This window comes from Streptomyces sp. NPDC002265 (assembly GCF_040296125.1).
Classification (GTDB): Bacteria; Actinomycetota; Actinomycetes; order Streptomycetales; family Streptomycetaceae; genus Streptomyces.
In genome coordinates this window covers 1-16,778 of record NZ_JBEOWS010000215.1, presented here as the reverse complement: position 1 = coordinate 16,778, position 16,778 = coordinate 1, and the positions used below count along the sequence as shown (strand labels likewise).

14 protein-coding genes are annotated in these 16,778 nt (G+C 73.3%); 5 read left to right on the top strand and 9 right to left on the bottom strand.

Going from position 1 to position 16,778, the window contains the following annotated elements:
* Positions 1-30 precede the first annotated feature (30 nt).
* Together ABT085_RS30355 and ABT085_RS30350 are read left to right on the top strand one after the other, a co-directional pair.
* Positions 31-567 carry a hypothetical protein gene (locus tag ABT085_RS30355; RefSeq protein ID WP_351614893.1) on the top strand — a complete coding sequence of 179 codons (537 nt, stop codon included), beginning with the start codon at positions 31-33 and terminating at the stop codon, positions 565-567.
* Between the two features lie 80 nt (positions 568-647).
* Entirely contained in the window at positions 648-1,184 is a 537-nt protein-coding gene (locus tag ABT085_RS30350; protein WP_351614890.1) for a DUF4232 domain-containing protein, read from the top strand.
* A gap of 208 nt (positions 1,185-1,392) precedes the next feature.
* Here ABT085_RS30350 and ABT085_RS30345 read toward each other — a convergent pair whose 3' ends face one another.
* Positions 1,393-2,508, bottom strand: a complete 1,116-nt coding sequence (locus tag ABT085_RS30345) for a DUF2786 domain-containing protein (protein WP_351614888.1) — start codon at positions 2,506-2,508, stop codon at positions 1,393-1,395.
* Positions 2,509-2,610: 102 nt separating this feature from the next.
* Between ABT085_RS30345 and ABT085_RS30340 the strand changes: the two genes are divergently transcribed.
* The 3 genes from ABT085_RS30340 to ABT085_RS30330 are packed head-to-tail and all read left to right on the top strand — an operon-like array spanning position 2,611 to position 5,822.
* Positions 2,611-3,255, top strand: coding sequence for a LysE family translocator (locus ABT085_RS30340; protein WP_351614885.1), 645 nt, complete (start codon positions 2,611-2,613; stop codon positions 3,253-3,255).
* A 57-nt stretch (positions 3,256-3,312) separates the two neighbouring features.
* Positions 3,313-4,074 carry a Clp protease N-terminal domain-containing protein gene (locus ABT085_RS30335; protein WP_351614882.1) on the top strand — a complete coding sequence of 254 codons (762 nt, stop codon included), beginning with the start codon at positions 3,313-3,315 and terminating at the stop codon, positions 4,072-4,074.
* A gap of 56 nt (positions 4,075-4,130) precedes the next feature.
* Positions 4,131-5,822 (top strand): bifunctional 3'-5' exonuclease/DNA polymerase, encoded by a 1,692-nt coding sequence (locus ABT085_RS30330; protein ID WP_351614879.1) that lies wholly within the window; start codon positions 4,131-4,133, stop codon positions 5,820-5,822.
* A 91-nt stretch (positions 5,823-5,913) separates the two neighbouring features.
* On the opposite strand, the gene ABT085_RS30325 is transcribed toward ABT085_RS30330, so the two are convergent.
* The 8 genes from ABT085_RS30325 to ABT085_RS30290 all read right to left on the bottom strand — a co-directional run bounded on the left by ABT085_RS30325 (position 5,914) and on the right by ABT085_RS30290 (position 16,335).
* Positions 5,914-9,246 (bottom strand): BTAD domain-containing putative transcriptional regulator, encoded by a 3,333-nt coding sequence (locus ABT085_RS30325; protein ID WP_351614896.1) that lies wholly within the window; start codon positions 9,244-9,246, stop codon positions 5,914-5,916.
* Between the two features lie 398 nt (positions 9,247-9,644).
* The gene (locus ABT085_RS30320; protein WP_351614876.1) at positions 9,645-10,541 is read right to left on the bottom strand and encodes a glycosyltransferase family 2 protein; all 897 of its coding nucleotides are present in this window, start codon (positions 10,539-10,541) and stop codon (positions 9,645-9,647) included.
* 160 nt (positions 10,542-10,701) lie between these two features.
* Positions 10,702-11,430: a hypothetical protein gene (locus ABT085_RS30315; protein ID WP_351614874.1), complete on the bottom strand. Its 729-nt coding sequence runs from the start codon at positions 11,428-11,430 to the stop codon at positions 10,702-10,704.
* Between the two features lie 5 nt (positions 11,431-11,435).
* Positions 11,436-12,935: a C2 family cysteine protease gene (locus tag ABT085_RS30310; protein WP_351614871.1), complete on the bottom strand. Its 1,500-nt coding sequence runs from the start codon at positions 12,933-12,935 to the stop codon at positions 11,436-11,438.
* Positions 12,936-12,939: 4 nt separating this feature from the next.
* Complete coding sequence (locus tag ABT085_RS30305) at positions 12,940-13,263, bottom strand: hypothetical protein (RefSeq protein WP_351614868.1); 324 nt, start codon at positions 13,261-13,263, stop codon at positions 12,940-12,942.
* Between the two features lie 858 nt (positions 13,264-14,121).
* Positions 14,122-15,024, bottom strand: a complete 903-nt coding sequence (locus ABT085_RS30300; RefSeq protein ID WP_351614865.1) for an ABC-2 membrane transporter-related protein — start codon at positions 15,022-15,024, stop codon at positions 14,122-14,124.
* Entirely contained in the window at positions 15,021-15,935 is a 915-nt protein-coding gene (locus ABT085_RS30295; protein WP_351614863.1) for an ABC transporter ATP-binding protein, read from the bottom strand. Before ABT085_RS30295 ends, ABT085_RS30300 begins: the two co-directional genes overlap by 4 nt.
* On the bottom strand, positions 15,913-16,335 hold the full coding sequence (locus tag ABT085_RS30290) for a GntR family transcriptional regulator (protein WP_351614860.1): 423 nt from the start codon (positions 16,333-16,335) through the stop codon (positions 15,913-15,915). Before ABT085_RS30290 ends, ABT085_RS30295 begins: the two co-directional genes overlap by 23 nt.
* Positions 16,336-16,778: the final 443 nt, after the last annotated feature.

Here is a 16,778-nt window from a genome sequence, read left to right as displayed (position 1 = left end):
GCCGGCCCGCTTACCGCTTGGGAGTTTCCAGTGACTTCGGCGACCTTCTCCCGACCTTCGCGCGGTGCGGCGCGCGGGGTCTCCCGCCGGCGGGTACGGCTCACCGCCCTGGGCGCCGGGCTCACGGGGGTGCTCGCGCTGACCGCGTGCGGCGGCGGTGGCGGTGCCACGGACGAGTCCTCGGCGAGCCCGGCGCCCACGGCCACGGCGACCGCGGACACCGGGGGCACCGGCGGGGCGACCGCGGCCGCCGACTCCCTGGAGGGCAGCTGGCTCGCCACGACCGACGGTCAGGCCGTGGCCCTGGTCGTCACCGGCAAGCAGGCGGGCCTCTTCGCCACCAGCGGCAGTGTGTGCAGCGGCACCGCGGGCAAGGAGGCCGGGATGCTGATGATCCACCTCAAGTGCACGGACGGCAGCAGCAAGCGGGCCACGGGAATGGTCGACTCCGTCAACAGGACGACGCTGAATGTCACCTGGCAGGGAGAACTCGGCAAGGAGACATACACCAGGTCGGAGGGCGGACAGCTGCCCTCGGGGCTGCCCACGGCGAACCTGGGATCCTGAGCAAAAAGCGGGGTCGCGCGACGGGACCACCGGTCCATGCGTGATGATCCAGGGGCACCGACACGACCTCAGGGGAACTCATGCGCGCCTTGCCCATCACCGTCACCGCCCTCGCTGCGGCACTGCTGCTCACCGCGTGCGACGGCGGCGGCGGAACCAGTGACGAGAAGACGGCCGGTGGTGGCGCCGCCGCCGGCAACGCGTGCGCGATCGGCAAGGTCGGCCTGGAGGTCGGCCCGGTCAACGCCGCCCCGGCCGCCGGGGACACCGGCAACGTCTCCGTCACCGTGACCAACACCGGATCCGAGTGCACGCTGAACGGCTTCCCGGCCGTCGCCCTCGGGGCCGGCAGCGCCTCCGCCGACGTCCCGAAGGACGCGGCCGCGCAGGCGCAGAAGCTGACCCTCGCCAAGGACGCGACCGCCTCCTTCACCCTCACCTATGTGCGGGGCGAGGCGGGCGGCGCCAAGAGCTTCGCGGCCGACAGCATGAAGTTCAGCCTGCCCGGCGCCGACACCACCCACAGCTTCGACTGGACGTACGGCGATGTCGCGCTGAAGGACGGCACGGACAAGCCGGACGTCTCGGTGAGCGCCTTCCAGCAGGCCGGCGACTGACGCCGACGGACGGCGACTGACGGCGACGGACGGCGACTGACGGCGACGGACGGCGACGGACGGCGACGGACGGCGACTGACGGCGACTGACGGCGACTGACCGCCACTGACGAAGGGCGGCGGCCGGACAGCGGCAGCGACAGCGACAGCGACCGGACGACGGCAGCGGGCGAAGGACGACGGCAGCCGGCCGACGGCCGCCGTCGGGTCAGGGCAGCCTGGGACGGGAGCCCATCCGGGCCCGGTCGGCCGCCTCCCTGCCCTCGGTCCAGCCCGCCTCGTCGCTCACCCCGCGCAGCCGGGTCGTCACCGTCTGCGGGAACATGCGGTCCGTGGCCGAGGAGACCGCGACCTCGCGGGAGGCGAGGACGGGCAGCAGGTCGTCCGTCACCTGCGTCTTCGCCGCGACCGTCAGACGGCTGCCGATGCGGTGGGCGTACGCGGCGAGGAACGACTGCCGGAAGGTCTTGGTCCGCTTGCGGCCGCCCGCACGCTGGGCCGCCTCCGCCCGGGTCATCGCCGTCGTGGCCTGCACGAGCAGTGAGGTGTAGAGGAGTTCGACCGCCTCCAGGTCGGCCTCGAAGCCGACGACCGTGGAGAAGCCGAGAGGTTCGTTCCACACCGCCCGGCAGTGGTTCGCGCCGGAGACCGCGTCCAGCAGCACCGCCTTGGCCTGCTCGTACGGCGGCTCGACCCCGATCCGGCAGGCGCCGGGGGCGTCCGGGGCCGGCGCACGGGCGGCGAGCAGCGCCTCGTCCACGCTGTGCCGGGCCATGAGCTCCTGCGCCTTGGCGCTCAGCGCCTCCGCCTCCTCCGGGAACCCGGTCGCCTCCGCCTTGGCCAGCAGCGCGCGGATCCGGCCGAGCATCCGGGTGTCGGACCCGGTCCCGGGCTGCCGCCGCACGGGCTGCGCCAGCGGCTCCAGCGTGGGCAGCCGCAGCAGCAGGCGGTACAGCTCCAGGACCGCACCGGCCCGCGAGAAGCGGTCGGTGCCGGACGGCGCGCCGATCGCGGCCAGTTCGTCCAGCTGCGCCGCCCAGCGGGGACCGCGCGGACCGTCCACGGGCGCCTGCGCCCGGACCAGCGCCACGCACAGGCGCAGGTGTACGTCGTCCAGCTCGCGGCGCACGTAGCGGACGAGGTCGGCGGGCTGCCAGCCTCGCCGCCAGGCCGCCGCCACGAACTCCCTGCCCCGGGCGTCGAGCTCGGCGTCGGCCGCGGGGTCCGACGCGAGCAGCGAGGCGCCGGTGTCGAGGGCGGTGTCGGTGGCGTCGTAGAGGGCTGCCTCGAAGGCACGCTCGACGGTGCTGGTCGTACGGCTCACCCGTCGATCGTGCCACGAGGTCCCGGGACGCCGAAGCCGCCCGTGTCTCAGCCCCCGAAACCCGGTCGCCCGGGGCTCCGCACGGGTTCCAGCATGGCGGCCATGGTGGACACATCCTTGTACGCGGCGTTCCTCGTCACCGCTCTCGCGCTCTGCGTCACCCCCGGCCCCGACATGATGTTCATCGTCGCGATGGGCGGGCGGGGCGGCCCCACGGCCGGGGTGCTGGCCGCCTGCGGGGTCGCCTGCGCCATGCTCGTGCACTCGGCGGCCGCGGCGCTCGGCCTGTCGGCGCTGTTCGCGGCGCTGCCGGTGCTGTACCACGTGCTGCGCTGGGCAGGCGCGGGCTATCTGCTGTATCTGGCCGTGAAGGCGTTCCGGGACCGGTCGCTGCCGGGCGCGGAGGGCGCCGAGGACGCGGAGGGCGCGCCCGCCGGACCCGGACTGCGGCGCGCGTTCTGGCAGGGCGCCGTCACCAACCTGCTCAACCCCAAGGTGATCCTGTTCAACATCGCCTTCCTCCCTCAGTTCGTGGATCCGGGGCTGGGCCACGTACCGGAGCAGCTCCTGGTGCTCGGACTGACCATCGTGACGATGGGCTTCGTGGTGGACAGCTCGGTCGGGCTGCTGTCCGGGAAGCTGTCGGCGCTGTTGCGCCGCAGCCGCCGGGTGGCACGCGGGCTCGACGTGTTCAGCGGGACGGTCTTCACGGCGCTGGCGCTGCGGCTGGCCACCTCGCCCCAATGACCCCTTGATTGTCAACCTTAGGTTGACACCCCTCTTGCGTCAACCTAAGGTTGACACATGTCGACGCAACCGACCATCACGTCATCCGTACGTCTCGACGACCTCATCTCCGCGATCAAGAAGGTCCACGCGGAACCCCTCGAGCAGCTCCAGGACGCGGTGCTCGCCGGCGAGTACCTGGGCGAGGTCGCCGACCATCTGATCGGCCACTTCGTGGACCAGGCGCGCCGTTCGGGCGCCTCCTGGACGGACATCGGCAAGAGCATGGGCGTCACCCGGCAGGCGGCGCAGAAGCGGTTCGTGCCGAAGGAGTCGACCGACCTCGACCCCAGCCAGGGCTTCAACCGGTACACCCCGCGCGCCCGCAACGTGGTCATGGCCTCCCACAACGAGGCCAAGGCCGCGGGCGGCGCCGAGGGGCTGCCGGAGCACCTCGTCCTCGGTCTGCTCGCCGAGCCCGAGGGACTCGGCGCACGGGCGATCATCGCGCAGGGCGTCTCCCTGGACGCGGTCCGCGAGGCCGCGGCTGCCGCGCTCCCGCCGGCCGCCGAGGACGCCCCGGAGCTGATCCCGTACGGCCCCGCCGCCAAAAAGGCACTGGAACTCACCTTCCGCGAGGCCCTCCGCCTCGGCCACAACTACGTCGGCACCGAGCACATCCTGCTCGCCCTGCTGGAGTTCGAGAACGGCGAGGGCGTGCTGAGCGGGCTCGGCATCGACAAGGCCCGGTCCGAGGCGTTCGTCGTGAAGCTGCTGGAGACGTTGCGGCTGGACCAGGAGTCGCAGTCCCAGGACGGGGAGCAGGAGGAGGAGCGGTAGTCCGGCGGAAACCGCAGGTCGGGGCCGTTGTCAGAGGCTCCTGCGAGACTCGTTGCATGGCCGACCGGTGGGCGCTCGCTCCGACCGAGGACGGTGGCGTGGAGATCGCCCCCCTCGGTCCGGACGGGCTGCCCGCCGCGCCGGTGGTGCGGGAGCCGGACCTCGCCGAGGCCGTACGCCGCAGGCCGGACGTCTTCCGCTGGGTGTGGCGCACCACCGCCGAGGTCTACCCGCGACTGCTCGCCAGTGGGGTGCGGGTCGAGCGGTGCTACGACATCGAGGACGCCGAGACCCTCCTCCTCGGCCACGAGGGCCGTTACGGCGAACCCCGCTCGGCGGTCGCCGCCCTCGCCCGGCTGCACGGCCGTCCGGTGCCGCCCGATCCGCGCCAGCGGTCCGCGGAGCCCGGCGCGCAGTCCCCGCTGTTCGAACCGCAGGGCACCCGGCTGCCGCTGACGGACCTCGTCGAGGTCTACGCCGAGCAGCAGCGGCGGCACGACCGGTCCGCCCGCCCCGACCGGCTGCGGCTGCTGACGTCCGCGGAGTCGGCGGGGATGCTGGTGGCGGCCGAGATGAACCGCGCGGGACTGCCGTGGAGCGCGGACGTGCACCGCGAGGTCCTGCGCGAACTGCTCGGCGAGCGCTACACCGGCGGCGGGGAGCCCCGGCGCCTGGCCGAGCTCGCCGACGAGGTGTCGGCGGCGTTCGGCCGCCGGGTGCGGCCCGATCTGCCCGCCGACGTCGTCAAGGCCTTCGCCCAGGCCGGCATCAAGGTCAGGTCGACCCGCCGGTGGGAGATCGAGTCCCTCGACCACCCGGCCGTGAAGCCGCTGATCGAGTACAAGAAGCTGTACCGCATCTGGGTCGCGCACGGCTGGTCCTGGCTCCAGGACTGGGTGCGGGACGGGCGGTTCCGGCCGGAGTTCCTCGCGGGCGGGACGGTCACCGGGCGCTGGGTGACCAACGGCGGCGGCGCCCTGCAGATCCCCAAGGTCATCCGGCGTGCCGTCGTCGCCGATCCCGGCTGGCGGCTCGTCGTCGCGGACGTCGACCAGATGGAACCGCGGGTGCTCGCCGCGATCTCCCGTGACCCCGGCCTGATGGAGGTGGCCGCCCGGGAGGACGACCTGTACCAGTCCGTCTCCGACCGCGCCTTCTCCGGCGACCGCGGCCAGGCCAAACTCGCCGTGCTCGGCGCGGTCTACGGCCAGACCTCCGGGGACGGCCTGAAGAACCTCGCCGCCCTCAGACGCCGCTTCCCCAGAGCGGTGGCGTACGTCGACGACGCGGCGCAGGCCGGCCAGGAGGGCCGGCTGGTGCGGACGTGGCTGGGGCGCACCTGTCCGCCCGCGGCCGGGGCGGGCGACGAAGGAGCGGAAGAGGCGGGGATGCCGCAGGAGGAGCCGGCCGGGCAGCCCGCCGAGCAGGGCTGGATGCCGGGATACGCCTCCACCGACGCCCGCGCCCGCGGCCGCTTCGCCCGCAACTTCGTCGTCCAGGGCAGCGCGGCCGACTGGACCCTGCTGTTGCTGGCCGCGCTGCGGCGGACCTGTGCCGCCATGGCGGCCGAGCTGGTCTTCTTCCAGCACGACGAGGTGATCGTGCACTGTCCGGCGCACGAGGCCGACACGGTCGTGGCGGCGATCCGGGAGGCGGCGGACCTCGCGGGACGGCTGACGTTCGGGGACACCCCGGTGCGGTTCCCGTTCACGACGGCGGTGGTGCAGTGCTATGCCGACGCGAAGTGAACGGCCGCGGTCCGCTGCCGGCGGACGGCCGGGCAGGGCGTTCTTCGGACACGCGGAGGGCGGCTGGATCGGCGCGCGGAGAACGGCCGAATCAGCAGGAGCCGGCGAGCAGCCCCACGAGTTCCGCCACGACCGCCTCCTCGTCCGTCCCGTCCAGGGCCGCAAGGGCCGCGCGCCACTCCTCGTACGCCTCCTCGACACGTCCCCGCTCCCGGAGCAGCAGGCCGAGCTGGTGCCGGGCGAGTCCGCCGGTGTAGCGGTCGGCGCGGGCGTCCGCGCGGCTCAGCAGCTCGGCGCACTCACGGGCGGCGGGGACGCCGCGCCCGAGCAGCCGCAGGGTGCGCACCAGGCCGAGCCGGGTCTGGGACTCGCCGTGCCAGTCGCCGTGGCCGCCGCGGATGCGCCGGCTCTCCTCGAAGTGCGGCAGCGCGGCGGCCGGTTCGCCCAGGGTCAGATGGGCGTAGCCGATATTGCAGTGCGCCGAGTGCTGCAGGATGACGGCGCCGATCTCGTCGCCGAGGGCGAGGGAGCGCCGGTGCTGCTCGATCGCGGCCCGGGGGTCGGTGTGCTCGTACAGATTGCCCAGGTGGCTGTGGGTGACGGCCTCGCCGTACGGGTCGTTCAGCTGCCGTGAGTACTCCAGGCTCTGCCGCAGCGCCGCGCCGGACTCCTCGTACCGGCCGAGCCCTTCGAGCAGCAGACCCCGGTTGTTGAGGCAGCGCCGGATCCGGGAGAGCCGCTCCAGCCGGCGCCAGAGGGCCAGGGCACGGTCGTTGAGGGCCAGCGCGTCCTTCTGGCGGCCGGTCAGAAAGTGCAGGGCGGCGAGGTCGCCCAGCGCGTGGGCCTCGGCCGCCTCGTCCCCGAGCCGGCGCGCCGCGGCGAGCGCGGCCCGCCCCAGCACCTCCATCTCGGCGCATCGCCCACTGCGCTGGACGTAGGGGAACAGGAGCCGCGCGAGAGTGGAGACATGGGCGGCGGTGACGGCATCGGCCGTGTCCGCCGGGTGGCGCCGCACGAGCGCGACGACGTTCTCCAGTTCCAGGTCGCCCCAGGCGAAGGCCTCCTCGGGACTGCCGAAGGGCGCCACCGCGTGGGCCGGATGCCCGGGCGGCTGGGACGGGGTCGGACAGCGGCGGTCGTCCTGCTCGTAGCCGGGTTCCACGATCGCGGTGAGGACCCGGTCGGCGACGGCGGCGTACCAGCGCAGGGCGAGGACGACGGGGGCGGGTTCGCCCCCGTCGTGCGGGCCGGGGTCCTTGTCGGCCAGTTCACGGGCGAAGTCGCGCACCAGGTCGTGGGGGGCGTAGCGGCCGTACGCCGTCTCCTCCAGGAGCGCCACGTCGACGAGGCGGTCGAGGGCGGCCTCGGCGCGGCGTTCGTCGGTGCCGGTCAGCCGGGCGAGCAGGGGGGCACCGTACACAGGCAGGTCGAGCGCGCCGATGCGGCGCAGTGCGCGGGCCGCGTCCCGGTCGGTCTCGCGCTCGGAGGCGGCGAGCGCGTCGTGCGCGACGGCCAGGGAGCGGCGGACGCTCAGATCGTCGTACTCCAGATGGTGCAACCGTCCCGTGGCGGCCAGCTGACCGGCGAGCACGTCCGGGGTGAGGGCCCGGCGGGCGGCCAGCCGGGCGGCGACGACCCGCAGGGCGAGCGGGAGCCGGCCGGTGAGCTCGACGAGCGGATGGGTGGCGTCGAGGCCGTCGCGGCCGGAGACCGAGCGCAGCAGCGCCGCGCTGTCCTGGCCGGAGAGCGGGCCGAGCGGGAAGCGGCGGGCGCCGTCGAGAGCGGTCAGCGGGGACCGGCTGGTGACGATCACCGCACAGCCGGGGCCGGCCGGCAACAGCGGGCGTATCTGCGCGGCGTGCGCGGCGTCGTCCAGCACCATCAGCGTGCGCGTCGGCGCGAGCAGGGAGCGCAGCAACGCGGTGGCCGCGTCCTGGTGCTCGGGGATGTGCCGGAGGTCGGCGCCGAGGTCGCGCAGCAGCGCGGCCAGCGCCTGGGCGGGGGTGAGCGGGGTCATGCCCGGGGTGGCACCGTGCAGGTTGATGTACAGCTGGCCGTCGGGGAAGCGGTCCCGCAGGCCGTGCGCGACATGCAGGGCGAGGGCACTCTTGCCGACCCCGGCCATGCCGCTGACGACGGCCAGCGGGAGCGGGAGGGAGGAGAAGCCGGAAGCGCCGTGCCTGGCGTCCGTGCCGTCCGTGCCGTCCGTGCCGGGAGGGTCGGCTGCCAGGGTCCGCCGCAGGGCCTCCAGGACATCGAGGCGCCCGGTGAAGTGGGCAGGCGCGGGCGGCAGTTGGGCGGGCCGGGGTGCACGCGGGACGCTTTCGCCGGGGGTGCGCGGAACGCCTTCGGCAGACGCGTGCGGGGCGTGCTGGGCGCCTTCGGCCGGGGCGTGCGGGGGTGGGGTGTCCGCCTCGCCCGGCACGGCCGGAACGGTCCGCGCCGCCGGAACGATCCGCGCCGCCGGGACCGTCCGCGCTGCCGGACCGGTCCGCACGGCCGGTGCGCCCGGAATCCGCGGGGCAGGAGACACGCAAGGTGTGGCGGACACGCAAGGTGCGGTGAGTGCCGCGGGCGTCGCGGGCATCGTGAGCAGCACCGCGGACGCGGCGGGTGCGGCAGGTGCCGCAGGGGCGGTGAGTCCGCCGGGCGTGCCCCTCAGCACCTCCACATGCGCCTCGCGCACGCCGGGGCCCGGTTCGACGCCCAGCTCCCCGACGAGACGGCTGCGCAGATCGCGGTGGACGGCGAGGGCCTCGGCCCGGCGACCGGTGCGGTGCAGGGCGAGCATCAGCTGGCGGTGGTACGACTCCCGCAGCGGGTGCTCGGCGGCCAGCGCGGCCAGCTCCGGCACCAGGGCACCGAGCCGGCTGCCACCCACGGCGAGCTCGGCGTCGTAGCGCCAGTCCTCCAGGAGCAGCCGCGCCTCCTTCAGCCGCTGGACGAAGGCGTACCCGCCCACCTCGGACGGCAGCCCGCTCAGCGGGGTGCCCCGCCACAGCGCGAGCGCGGCCAGGCACTCGCGTACGACCAGTTCCCAGTCGCGGGCGGCATGCGCGCCGCGGGCCACGGCGAGGCGCCGCTCGAACACATGGACGTCCAGTTCGCCCTCGTCGACGCGCAGCACATATCCGGGCGGCGTCGCGCGCAGCCGTTCCGGGTCGTCGAGCAGCCGGCGCAGCCGGGTCACATGGTTGTGCAGCGAGGCCTGTGCGGAGGCGGGCGGCGCACCGCCCCACAGCGTGTCCTTGAGCGAGCCGACCGAGACGACCCGGCCGGCCTCCAGCAGCAGCGCGGCCAGCAGGGTCCGCACCTTGGGGCTGCCGACGGCACGGACATCGGGGATGCCGCAGGCGTCACGGGTGCCACAGGTGTCGTACAGAACAGGCGGTCCCAGCAGTCCGAACCGCAGCGCGCACCCCATCACGCCGCTCACTGCACCTTCCCGCACGCCTGTCCGCTCGCGCCCTCAGGCGGAATCGGCGCACGGCCGATTCTCGCCCCTGCACGACAGGATCCCGCCACTGCGCCGCGCCACTCCGCCGCGGCGGTCCGACCGCCGATGCCCACGTGGCACGGCCGGTCCGCCCGTGTACCGCCCAACGCTTTCAAGCCGGTCGAGCGGCGACGACGGAGCAGACCGTTGGCCACATGTTAGCGATCTGTTGGCCAGGCCTGATGTGATCAATACATCGGATCCGGCCCCGACGGCGCACGCGTCGACGACGCGGGACTCGGGGGAGTGTCGCCGCCCCGGCCGGGTCCGGGAACGCGAGGGGTCCCGGTCGTCAGAGGTGAACGACCGGGACCCTGTCCGCGTTCTCAGATGACCGGCGGCCGCCCCAGCCGGGTCAGCCGCCAGACGGTCCGCCAGCGCATGGGCCGGCGTTCCCCGGCCGGCTCGCGCAGCCCTTCCACGAAGCCGCCGAACCAGGCCCGCAGTCCGCCGGCCGACCGGGTGCGCAGCAGGGTGACCAGGATCCACACCCCCAGGTGCACGGGGATGAGCGGCAGGGGCAGCCTGCGCCGGACCAGCCACACCCGGTTGCGGGCGGTCACCCGGTAGTAGATGGCGTGCCGGGCGGGCGAGGTCTTCGGGTGCTGGAGCAGCAGTTCGGGTGCGTAGAGGATGTGCCAGCCGGAGTCGGCTGCCCGCCAGGCCAGGTCGGTCTCCTCGTGCGCGAAGAAGAACGCGGCCGGCCAGTCGCCGGTCTGCGCCAGCATCGCCATGCTCAGGGCGTGTCCGCCGCCGAGGAATCCGGTCACGTACCCGCCCCGCATCGGGTCGGCCGCCCCGGCCCGCGGCACATGCCGCCGCTGTGTCTCGCCGTGCTCGTCGGCGATGCGGAAGCCGACGATGCCCAGCCGCGGGTCGGCGGCGTACAGCTCCCGCACCCGGCTCAGCACGTCGGCGTCGACGAGCAGCCCGTCGTCGTCGAGCTCCACCACGACGTCGATGTCACCGAACTCGCGCAGCCGGGCGAGGGCGACGTTGCGGCCGCCCGGACAGCCGAGGTTCTCGCTCTCCTCGACGACCGTGACCTCACCGGGCAGCGCCAGCCGGTGCGCGAACTCGGGCAGCCGGCAGCCGTTGCCGACGATCACGATCCGGGCGGGCGCGAGGTCCTGTTTGGCCACCGACTCCAGCAGGGCGTCGACCTCGGCAGGCCGGTTCCCCATGGTCACCACCGCGACGGCGATTCTCGGCTCCACCAACATCCCTCACCCCATCCGGCCGACGGAGATGTCCGTCGTTCACCAAGATGTTGCCGCAGGTAAGGGAGTTCCCTCGACTCCGGTTAACTTTGCGTCCCGTTTGCGGCAATTTTCCTTACGCCGGGGAGAGTTGAGCCTCTCCGCCGACCAACCTCCGCCCGGTTCAGGCCTTGCCGAGCTCCCGGAGGTCCACATGGCCCGCCTTGAAGTCCGGCGCGTTCATGTCGACGCCCATGTTGCCGGGGTCGATGGCCTCGACCCGCCACAGCCGGTTCGCGATCTCGACCGTGCCGCCCTTGCGTACGTCGTCGTAGAAGGCGAGCTGACCCTGGCCGGGTGCCGTCACGCTGATCGAGGCCCGCGCCGGACCGTCCTGGACGTCGGTCAGGACGGCTCCCATGGCGGGCCCGTTGTCGGGCACGTGCCAGCGCAGCCGCCAGTGACCGTCCTGCGTCGTCGGCCACGTGGCCATCTGTGCTCCCTGGTTCGTGCCGCTGTGGTCCGCCGTGGTGAGGACCACGCGGTAGGTACAGATCTGGGCGACCGTGTAGGAGTGCCCGCCGAGGGTGACCTTGCCCCCCGGCGCCACGGTCCGCCTGCCGTCGTCGGCGGAGAGCACGGCGGTGCGGTGCCGGCCGTCGGCCGCCGCCTCCGCGTAGGTCGCCCTGCCGCCGTCCGGCAGTGCCGTGGCACCGCCCCGCAGGAGATGCACTCCCGCGGCGCTCCTGGCGCCCTCGCACTCCGGGCCCTTGTCGGCGGCCGGCGCGGGCCGGGAGGACGGGGTGGACGAGGCGGACGCCGGGGGCGCCGTGCTGTCCGAGGCCTCGGGTGTCCCCGTGGCGCCGCAGCCGGCCAGCAGCAGCGTGAGGCAGACGGCCCCACCGATTCTCATGTCTCTCACCCTGCCACCTGCAGCTCCTGGGGACTGTTGAAGTACTTCTCGTACTGTTCGGGCGTCGCCTCGACGTCCAGGGCGCCGCCGCCCCACGGATTGCCGAGGATGACCTTGCCGTCGGCGGTGAACCCCTTGACGTAGAACACGTGCCGGCTGACGAAACTGCTCTTCCACTCGTTCGGTACGTCCTTGGGGTCGACCGATCCGGTCGCCACGATCACCGGGTGGTGCGACTCGAACGACTTCCTGAGGGCGCCGACGTTGTTGTCGATCGACTTGGAGTCGTGCCCGGTCACGTACGGCGGCGCCTTGTCGGTGTTGTCCCACTCGGTGGCGCCGTAGTCGCCGCTCTCGGCCCGGTCGTAGAGCTTGTCCCCCTGGTGGTTGTCCGGGGTGCCGCCGTCGTCGCCGCCGTACATCAGGGCGAACGCCTTCTCGTAGTACGCGGGCCAGGTCTCCTTGTTGCCGTGCGCCGACACCAGGTTCCCGTTCCCGTCCATCGGCAGGTCCGGGGTGACGGTCACCCAGTGCTGCTTGCCGTCCTTGTCCCAGATACGGACGTCCACCGTGCCGTTGGGGTTCTGCTTGATGCCCTCGGCGATGAACTTCGGGTTCGCCTGGGCCGTCGCGGTGAGGGACGCGATGTACCAGCAGTCCGCGAACTGCCCCTGCGAGATGCTCGACGCGTCGACCTTGCCCGGGGTGGCGAACAAGGGGTCGCCGGGCATGCCGTAGTGCATGCCCTGCACCCCCTGTTGCAGCTGCGAGTTGTAGCCCTGCAACCAGGCGTCCGTGGTGTCGAACCCCGGCTGGATCCCCGGGAACGCCGCCTCCAGCTTGGCCCAGTGCGACGGCCCGGCCTTCTTCAGCAGCAGGCTGAGGTGGTCGCGGAACTGGTCGTCGGGGATGCCGTCGTGGGACTCCCACCACCACATGCCGCTGTCGTCGGTCTTCTTCGCCAGGTCGCCGTAGCGGCGCAGGTCCTCGGCCGGGACCTTGGCGAAGAAGGCGTCGAGCTCGGCGGCGGTCATGCCGTCGAGCATGCTCTTGACCTTCTCCAGGTCGTCGCGGTTGCCGTCGTCGCCGAAGTCCTTGCCGTCCAGGGCCGCCACGGCCGACAGCGCATCGGTGATCTTCTTCTCGTCCGGCGCGTTCTCGTCGGCGAAGGCGAGCGCCGGGTCGATGGCGTACCCCTTGTCGAGAAGGTCGTTGCACAGGTCCAGCTGGTTGCAGCGGCGCGTGATCGAGTCGGACATGTCGTGCAGTTCGTGGCCGAGCGATCCCGGCAGGGTGCCGCCGCCGAACGGCCAGACCGACAAGGGGTTGCCGACCAGCGGCTGAAGGGCCGCGCTCGTGGTCGCGGGCTTGCCGCGCAGCAGGCTCTGGGCCTGGGTGAGCACCCCGGAGACATCACTGTGCAGCTTGCCCGCGTTGTCGCCGAGCGTCTTCAGGTCGCGGCCGAGGCTGCGTATCTTCGCGCTGTCGAATCCGACGAAAGGCATCGGCTCATCCCCCGGGCTTGTCCGACTTGGCGGCCTTGGCGGCCTCCTCGTCGAGGTTGTGTGCCTCGGTCTCCCAGCGCCGCGCGTCCGCCATGAGATCGCCGGCCATGGAACCCAGCGACTTCTTGCGGGCCCCCAGCGTCGCGGTGGACGTGTCGGCGAACGGCCCCTTCCAGATCGCGGGCGTCGCCTGCTTCACCGCGTTGTCGAGATAGCCGCCCAGCGACCCCGCCAGCGCCCTCGCTTTGCGAGCGCACTCCCGCAGGTCCTCCGCCCGCTTCCGCAACTGCGCGGGCGTCTCGCCCTGTTCGTCCCCCGGTCTGCTCATGTCATCCCCGTAGTCGATGGGCCGCAAGCCACTGGCAGCCCACGCTAACAAAGAGCAGAAACGCTCAAGCACCTTTGCGTATCGGACAGTTACCGTACTGTCACGAAGTCCCGTACCGTTTGGCCCCCTTGCGCTCGCCATCGCTCGCGCACCGGCCCCGGGCACGCCGCGGAGCGTCTCCGGCGGGGGGCTCAGGCGGGATGCTCAGGCGGGGGCTCCGGTCAGGAGCCCAGCAGCGCGGTGATCCACACAGCGGCCTCGCCGGGCCGTTCGGCCGGCGCGACGGCGACGCGTCGGCAAGGCCGCCGGTGAGCCGCGCGCGGGCGCCGGGCGACAAGGCGGAGGCCGCTTGGTCGACTGCGGCCAGACAGCGGCGGATCTCGTGTCCGGCGGCGCCGGGGCGGGTGGTCTTCATGTGGTGCTCGCTTCGGGTTCGTGCGGAGGCGGCGGGGTGCCTGTGGGCCGAGGCGGCGGGGTGCCCGTGGGTCGGCCCGCGCCAGGGCAGAGGCAGCGGCCGGCACATCGCGGTGACGTGCCGGCGGTACCGGTGGAGCGAGGAGAGGCCGCCGTTACGGCGGTGCGGTGACCGGCGCGTCGGACAGGGCCGGGTGGGGGCGGACCGGCGGCCGCGCGGGTGGGACGGCGGCCACGAAGGGCGCGGGCCGAGAGCCAGGGCGGGCGCGGGCCGAGGGTCACGACGGGCGAACCGGGGCAGTGCCGGAGGGACCGCCGGGGGCCGCGCCGACGGGGGCCGCACCGCCGGGGGGCCGCACCGCCGGGGGCCGCGCCGACGCGGGCTTCGCCGGACAGGCCGGGGCGTGCCGGACGGACTGCGGATCCGCCCGGCGCGGGCCCGGACTACGCCGTGCGGCGGCGCACGATACGCAGGGCGGACAGGACGAGGAGGGCGGCCGTGGCGAGGACGAGCGCGCCGGAGGCGAGCTGGTAGGGCCAGTAGTCGCCGGTGTCCAGGGAGTTGATCAGGTAGGTGTCCTGGGGTTCGGCACCGAAGAGCTGCAGGCCGAGGATGCCGCCGGAATGGTAGCCGTGCACCTTGTCGAAGAGGGGGAAGTCGACCAGCAGGACCAGGCGCGAGCGGACCAGGACGGCGGCCGCCAGCCAGGTCAGCGCGGGCGCGGCAATCAGGGTGGGCCAGATGCGGCGCAGCAGGGTGCCGGTGTACGCGCCGGCCGCGACCCCGAGGACGGCGTAGGCGACGGTGACCGGACCGATGGCGAAGCAGGTGCCCTGCACCGCGGCTCCGTGCACGAGCAGATCGTGCCGGGCCGCGTAGGTGGCGCTGTGGTGGTACAGCATCGCCAGCGCCAGGGTCGGCACCGTGAAGATCACGGCGACGGTGGCCCAGTGGACGCCGAACCACCGCGCGGGCGTGACCGACTGGGTCAGGGCCAGGGTGACCCGGCGGGTCTCCCACTCGCGGGCGGTCAGCACCCCCGCGGCCGTCGCGGCGAGCAGGGCCGGCTGGAAGGAGATGCGGCCACCGTCGTCCAGCAGTCTGCCCGTCAGGTCGTACATACCGGGGTGCGCGAGGAAGCGGTAGTAGCCGCCCGCCCGGTCGCGCAGGACGACGGCGTCGGCCCAGTCGGCGTGGTGGAGAAGGATCGGTGCGCCGACGAGCAGGGCGAGCAGCAGGACCAGGGCGGCCAGGATCCGGTACTGCCGGAAGGCGAGCCGCAGCAGCGGCGCCCGGTGGCCGGGCGCGGCCGGGCCGGCTCCGGATATGACGGCGGTGGGGCTCATGCGGCGGATTCCTTGGCGTTCGACGGAGTGGAGCGGGAGAGGCCGGGCGCCTCGGCCCCGGCGAGATACGCGAGGGCCAGTTCCTCCAGGGAGGGGGCGCGGACGTCCCAGTCCTCGGGCAGCGGTTCGGCGGGGCGGATCAGCGCGCTGGTGCCGCGCCCGGCCGTACGGGACTCGACGACGGTGTGGCCGGCGAGCCGGTCCGCGCCGCCGGGCAGGGTCACCACCGCGTGGGCGGAGGTCAGTTCGTCGATGTCGCCGCAGAGCCGTACCGTGCCCGCGTCGAGGAGCAGCAGGTGGTCGCAGGCGTCGGCCAGCTCGGAGAGGATGTGCGAGGACATCACCACCGTGGTCCCGGTGTCGGCGACATGCGCCATCAGCAGGCCCATCAACTCCCGTCGCGCCAGCACGTCCAGGTCCGCCATCGGCTCGTCCAGCAGCAGCAGATCGGCCCGTTTGCCCAGGGCGAGCGCCAGGGCGATCCGGGTGCGCTGGCCTCCGGACAGATCGCCGATCCGGTCGTTCCGGTGGAACCGCGACAGGTCCACCACCCGCTCCGCCAGCTCCGCGTCCCAATTGCCCTCGTTGAGCCGGGCGCCCGTGCGCAAGGTCTCGGCGACCGTGAACCGGTGGAAGAGCGGGCGGTGCTGGGCGAGGTAGGCGACCCGGGGGTGCCCGGCGCGGGGCGGACCGCCGCAGACCTCGACCGTGCCGGCGTCCGGCCGCCGCATCCCGGCCGCCAGCTCCAGCAGGGTGGACTTTCCCGCGCCGTTGGGGCCGACGAGCGCGGACACCACTCCGGCCGGGACGCTGAAGGCGGCACCGTCGAGGACGTCCGGACCCCGGCGCCGGTACCGGGCGGTGAGGCCGTCGGCGGCGAGCGCCACGTCAGGACTGTCGGGGTACGGCATCGGGTTCCTGCTCCTTCGGGGGACAGAGGTCGTCGAGTACGTCGGTGAAGAGCGCGGCAAGGTCGTCCCGCTCGAGCCCGGCCTTCAGGGCCCGCTCGGCCACCTCCGCCAGCTCGGCCCGCCAGGGCGAGTCGGCGGCGGCGGTGGGGGCGCCGAGGGTGCCGGTCACGAACGTCCCGTGTCGTCGCCGGGTCTCCACCAGGCCCTGGGACTCCAGCTCGCGGTACGCCTTGAGCACGGTGTTGGGATTCAGTGCGGTCGCCTCGACCACCGCGCGGGCGGTGGGCAGCCGGTCCCCCGGCACCAACAAGCCCAGCCGCAAAGCCTGCTGGACCTGCTGGACGATCTGGACGTACGCGGGAATCCCGCCGCCCCGATCGATCCGGAAGGTGAACCCCACGACCGAACCCCCATTCAACCAATGAACTAGTGGAATGATGCATTGAAGGAACGGGACAGGTCAACCCCCTGCCCGGCACCCACGCCGGACCGGCCAACCGGAACCGAAGCAGCTGCCGTGACTGCACCACCCCAAGATCTTCTTCCGCCCCTCCGGCAGCAGCACCTGGCACCTGATCACCAGCGCCCGCACCAGCAGCACCGGCTACTTCGCCGCTCACCCCACCGTCACCCGCTCCGGCACCTGGCGCGTCGTGTACAAGGCCCCCGACCAAGTCCACGTCAACGCCTACGGCCCCATGGTCAAGGTCACCGCAGTCTGACGAACTGAGCGGTGCCGAACAGCAGGCCACCGCGGCACTCCCCGACCATGAAGAACGGCGACGGCCCGCACCCGAGGGGGGGGGGCGGGGGTTGTAGACGGTGTGTTACGCTGAAAAAAAA

Excerpts from the sequence above, each read along its gene's own strand:
- ABT085_RS30350 (WP_351614890.1), top strand. The coding sequence starts at position 648 with ATGCGCGCCTTGCCCATCACCGTCACCGCCCTCGCTGCGGCACTGCTG.
- ABT085_RS30340 (WP_351614885.1), top strand. The coding sequence starts at position 2,611 with ATGGTGGACACATCCTTGTACGCGGCGTTCCTCGTCACCGCTCTCGCG.
- ABT085_RS30335 (WP_351614882.1), top strand. The coding sequence starts at position 3,313 with ATGTCGACGCAACCGACCATCACGTCATCCGTACGTCTCGACGACCTC.
- ABT085_RS30330 (WP_351614879.1), top strand. The coding sequence starts at position 4,131 with ATGGCCGACCGGTGGGCGCTCGCTCCGACCGAGGACGGTGGCGTGGAG.
- ABT085_RS30325 (WP_351614896.1), bottom strand. The coding sequence starts at position 9,246 with ATGGGGTGCGCGCTGCGGTTCGGACTGCTGGGACCGCCTGTTCTGTAC.
- ABT085_RS30320 (WP_351614876.1), bottom strand. The coding sequence starts at position 10,541 with ATGTTGGTGGAGCCGAGAATCGCCGTCGCGGTGGTGACCATGGGGAAC.
- ABT085_RS30315 (WP_351614874.1), bottom strand. The coding sequence starts at position 11,430 with ATGAGAATCGGTGGGGCCGTCTGCCTCACGCTGCTGCTGGCCGGCTGC.
- ABT085_RS30310 (WP_351614871.1), bottom strand. The coding sequence starts at position 12,935 with ATGCCTTTCGTCGGATTCGACAGCGCGAAGATACGCAGCCTCGGCCGC.
- ABT085_RS30305 (WP_351614868.1), bottom strand. The coding sequence starts at position 13,263 with ATGAGCAGACCGGGGGACGAACAGGGCGAGACGCCCGCGCAGTTGCGG.
- ABT085_RS30300 (WP_351614865.1), bottom strand. The coding sequence starts at position 15,024 with ATGAGCCCCACCGCCGTCATATCCGGAGCCGGCCCGGCCGCGCCCGGC.
- ABT085_RS30295 (WP_351614863.1), bottom strand. The coding sequence starts at position 15,935 with ATGCCGTACCCCGACAGTCCTGACGTGGCGCTCGCCGCCGACGGCCTC.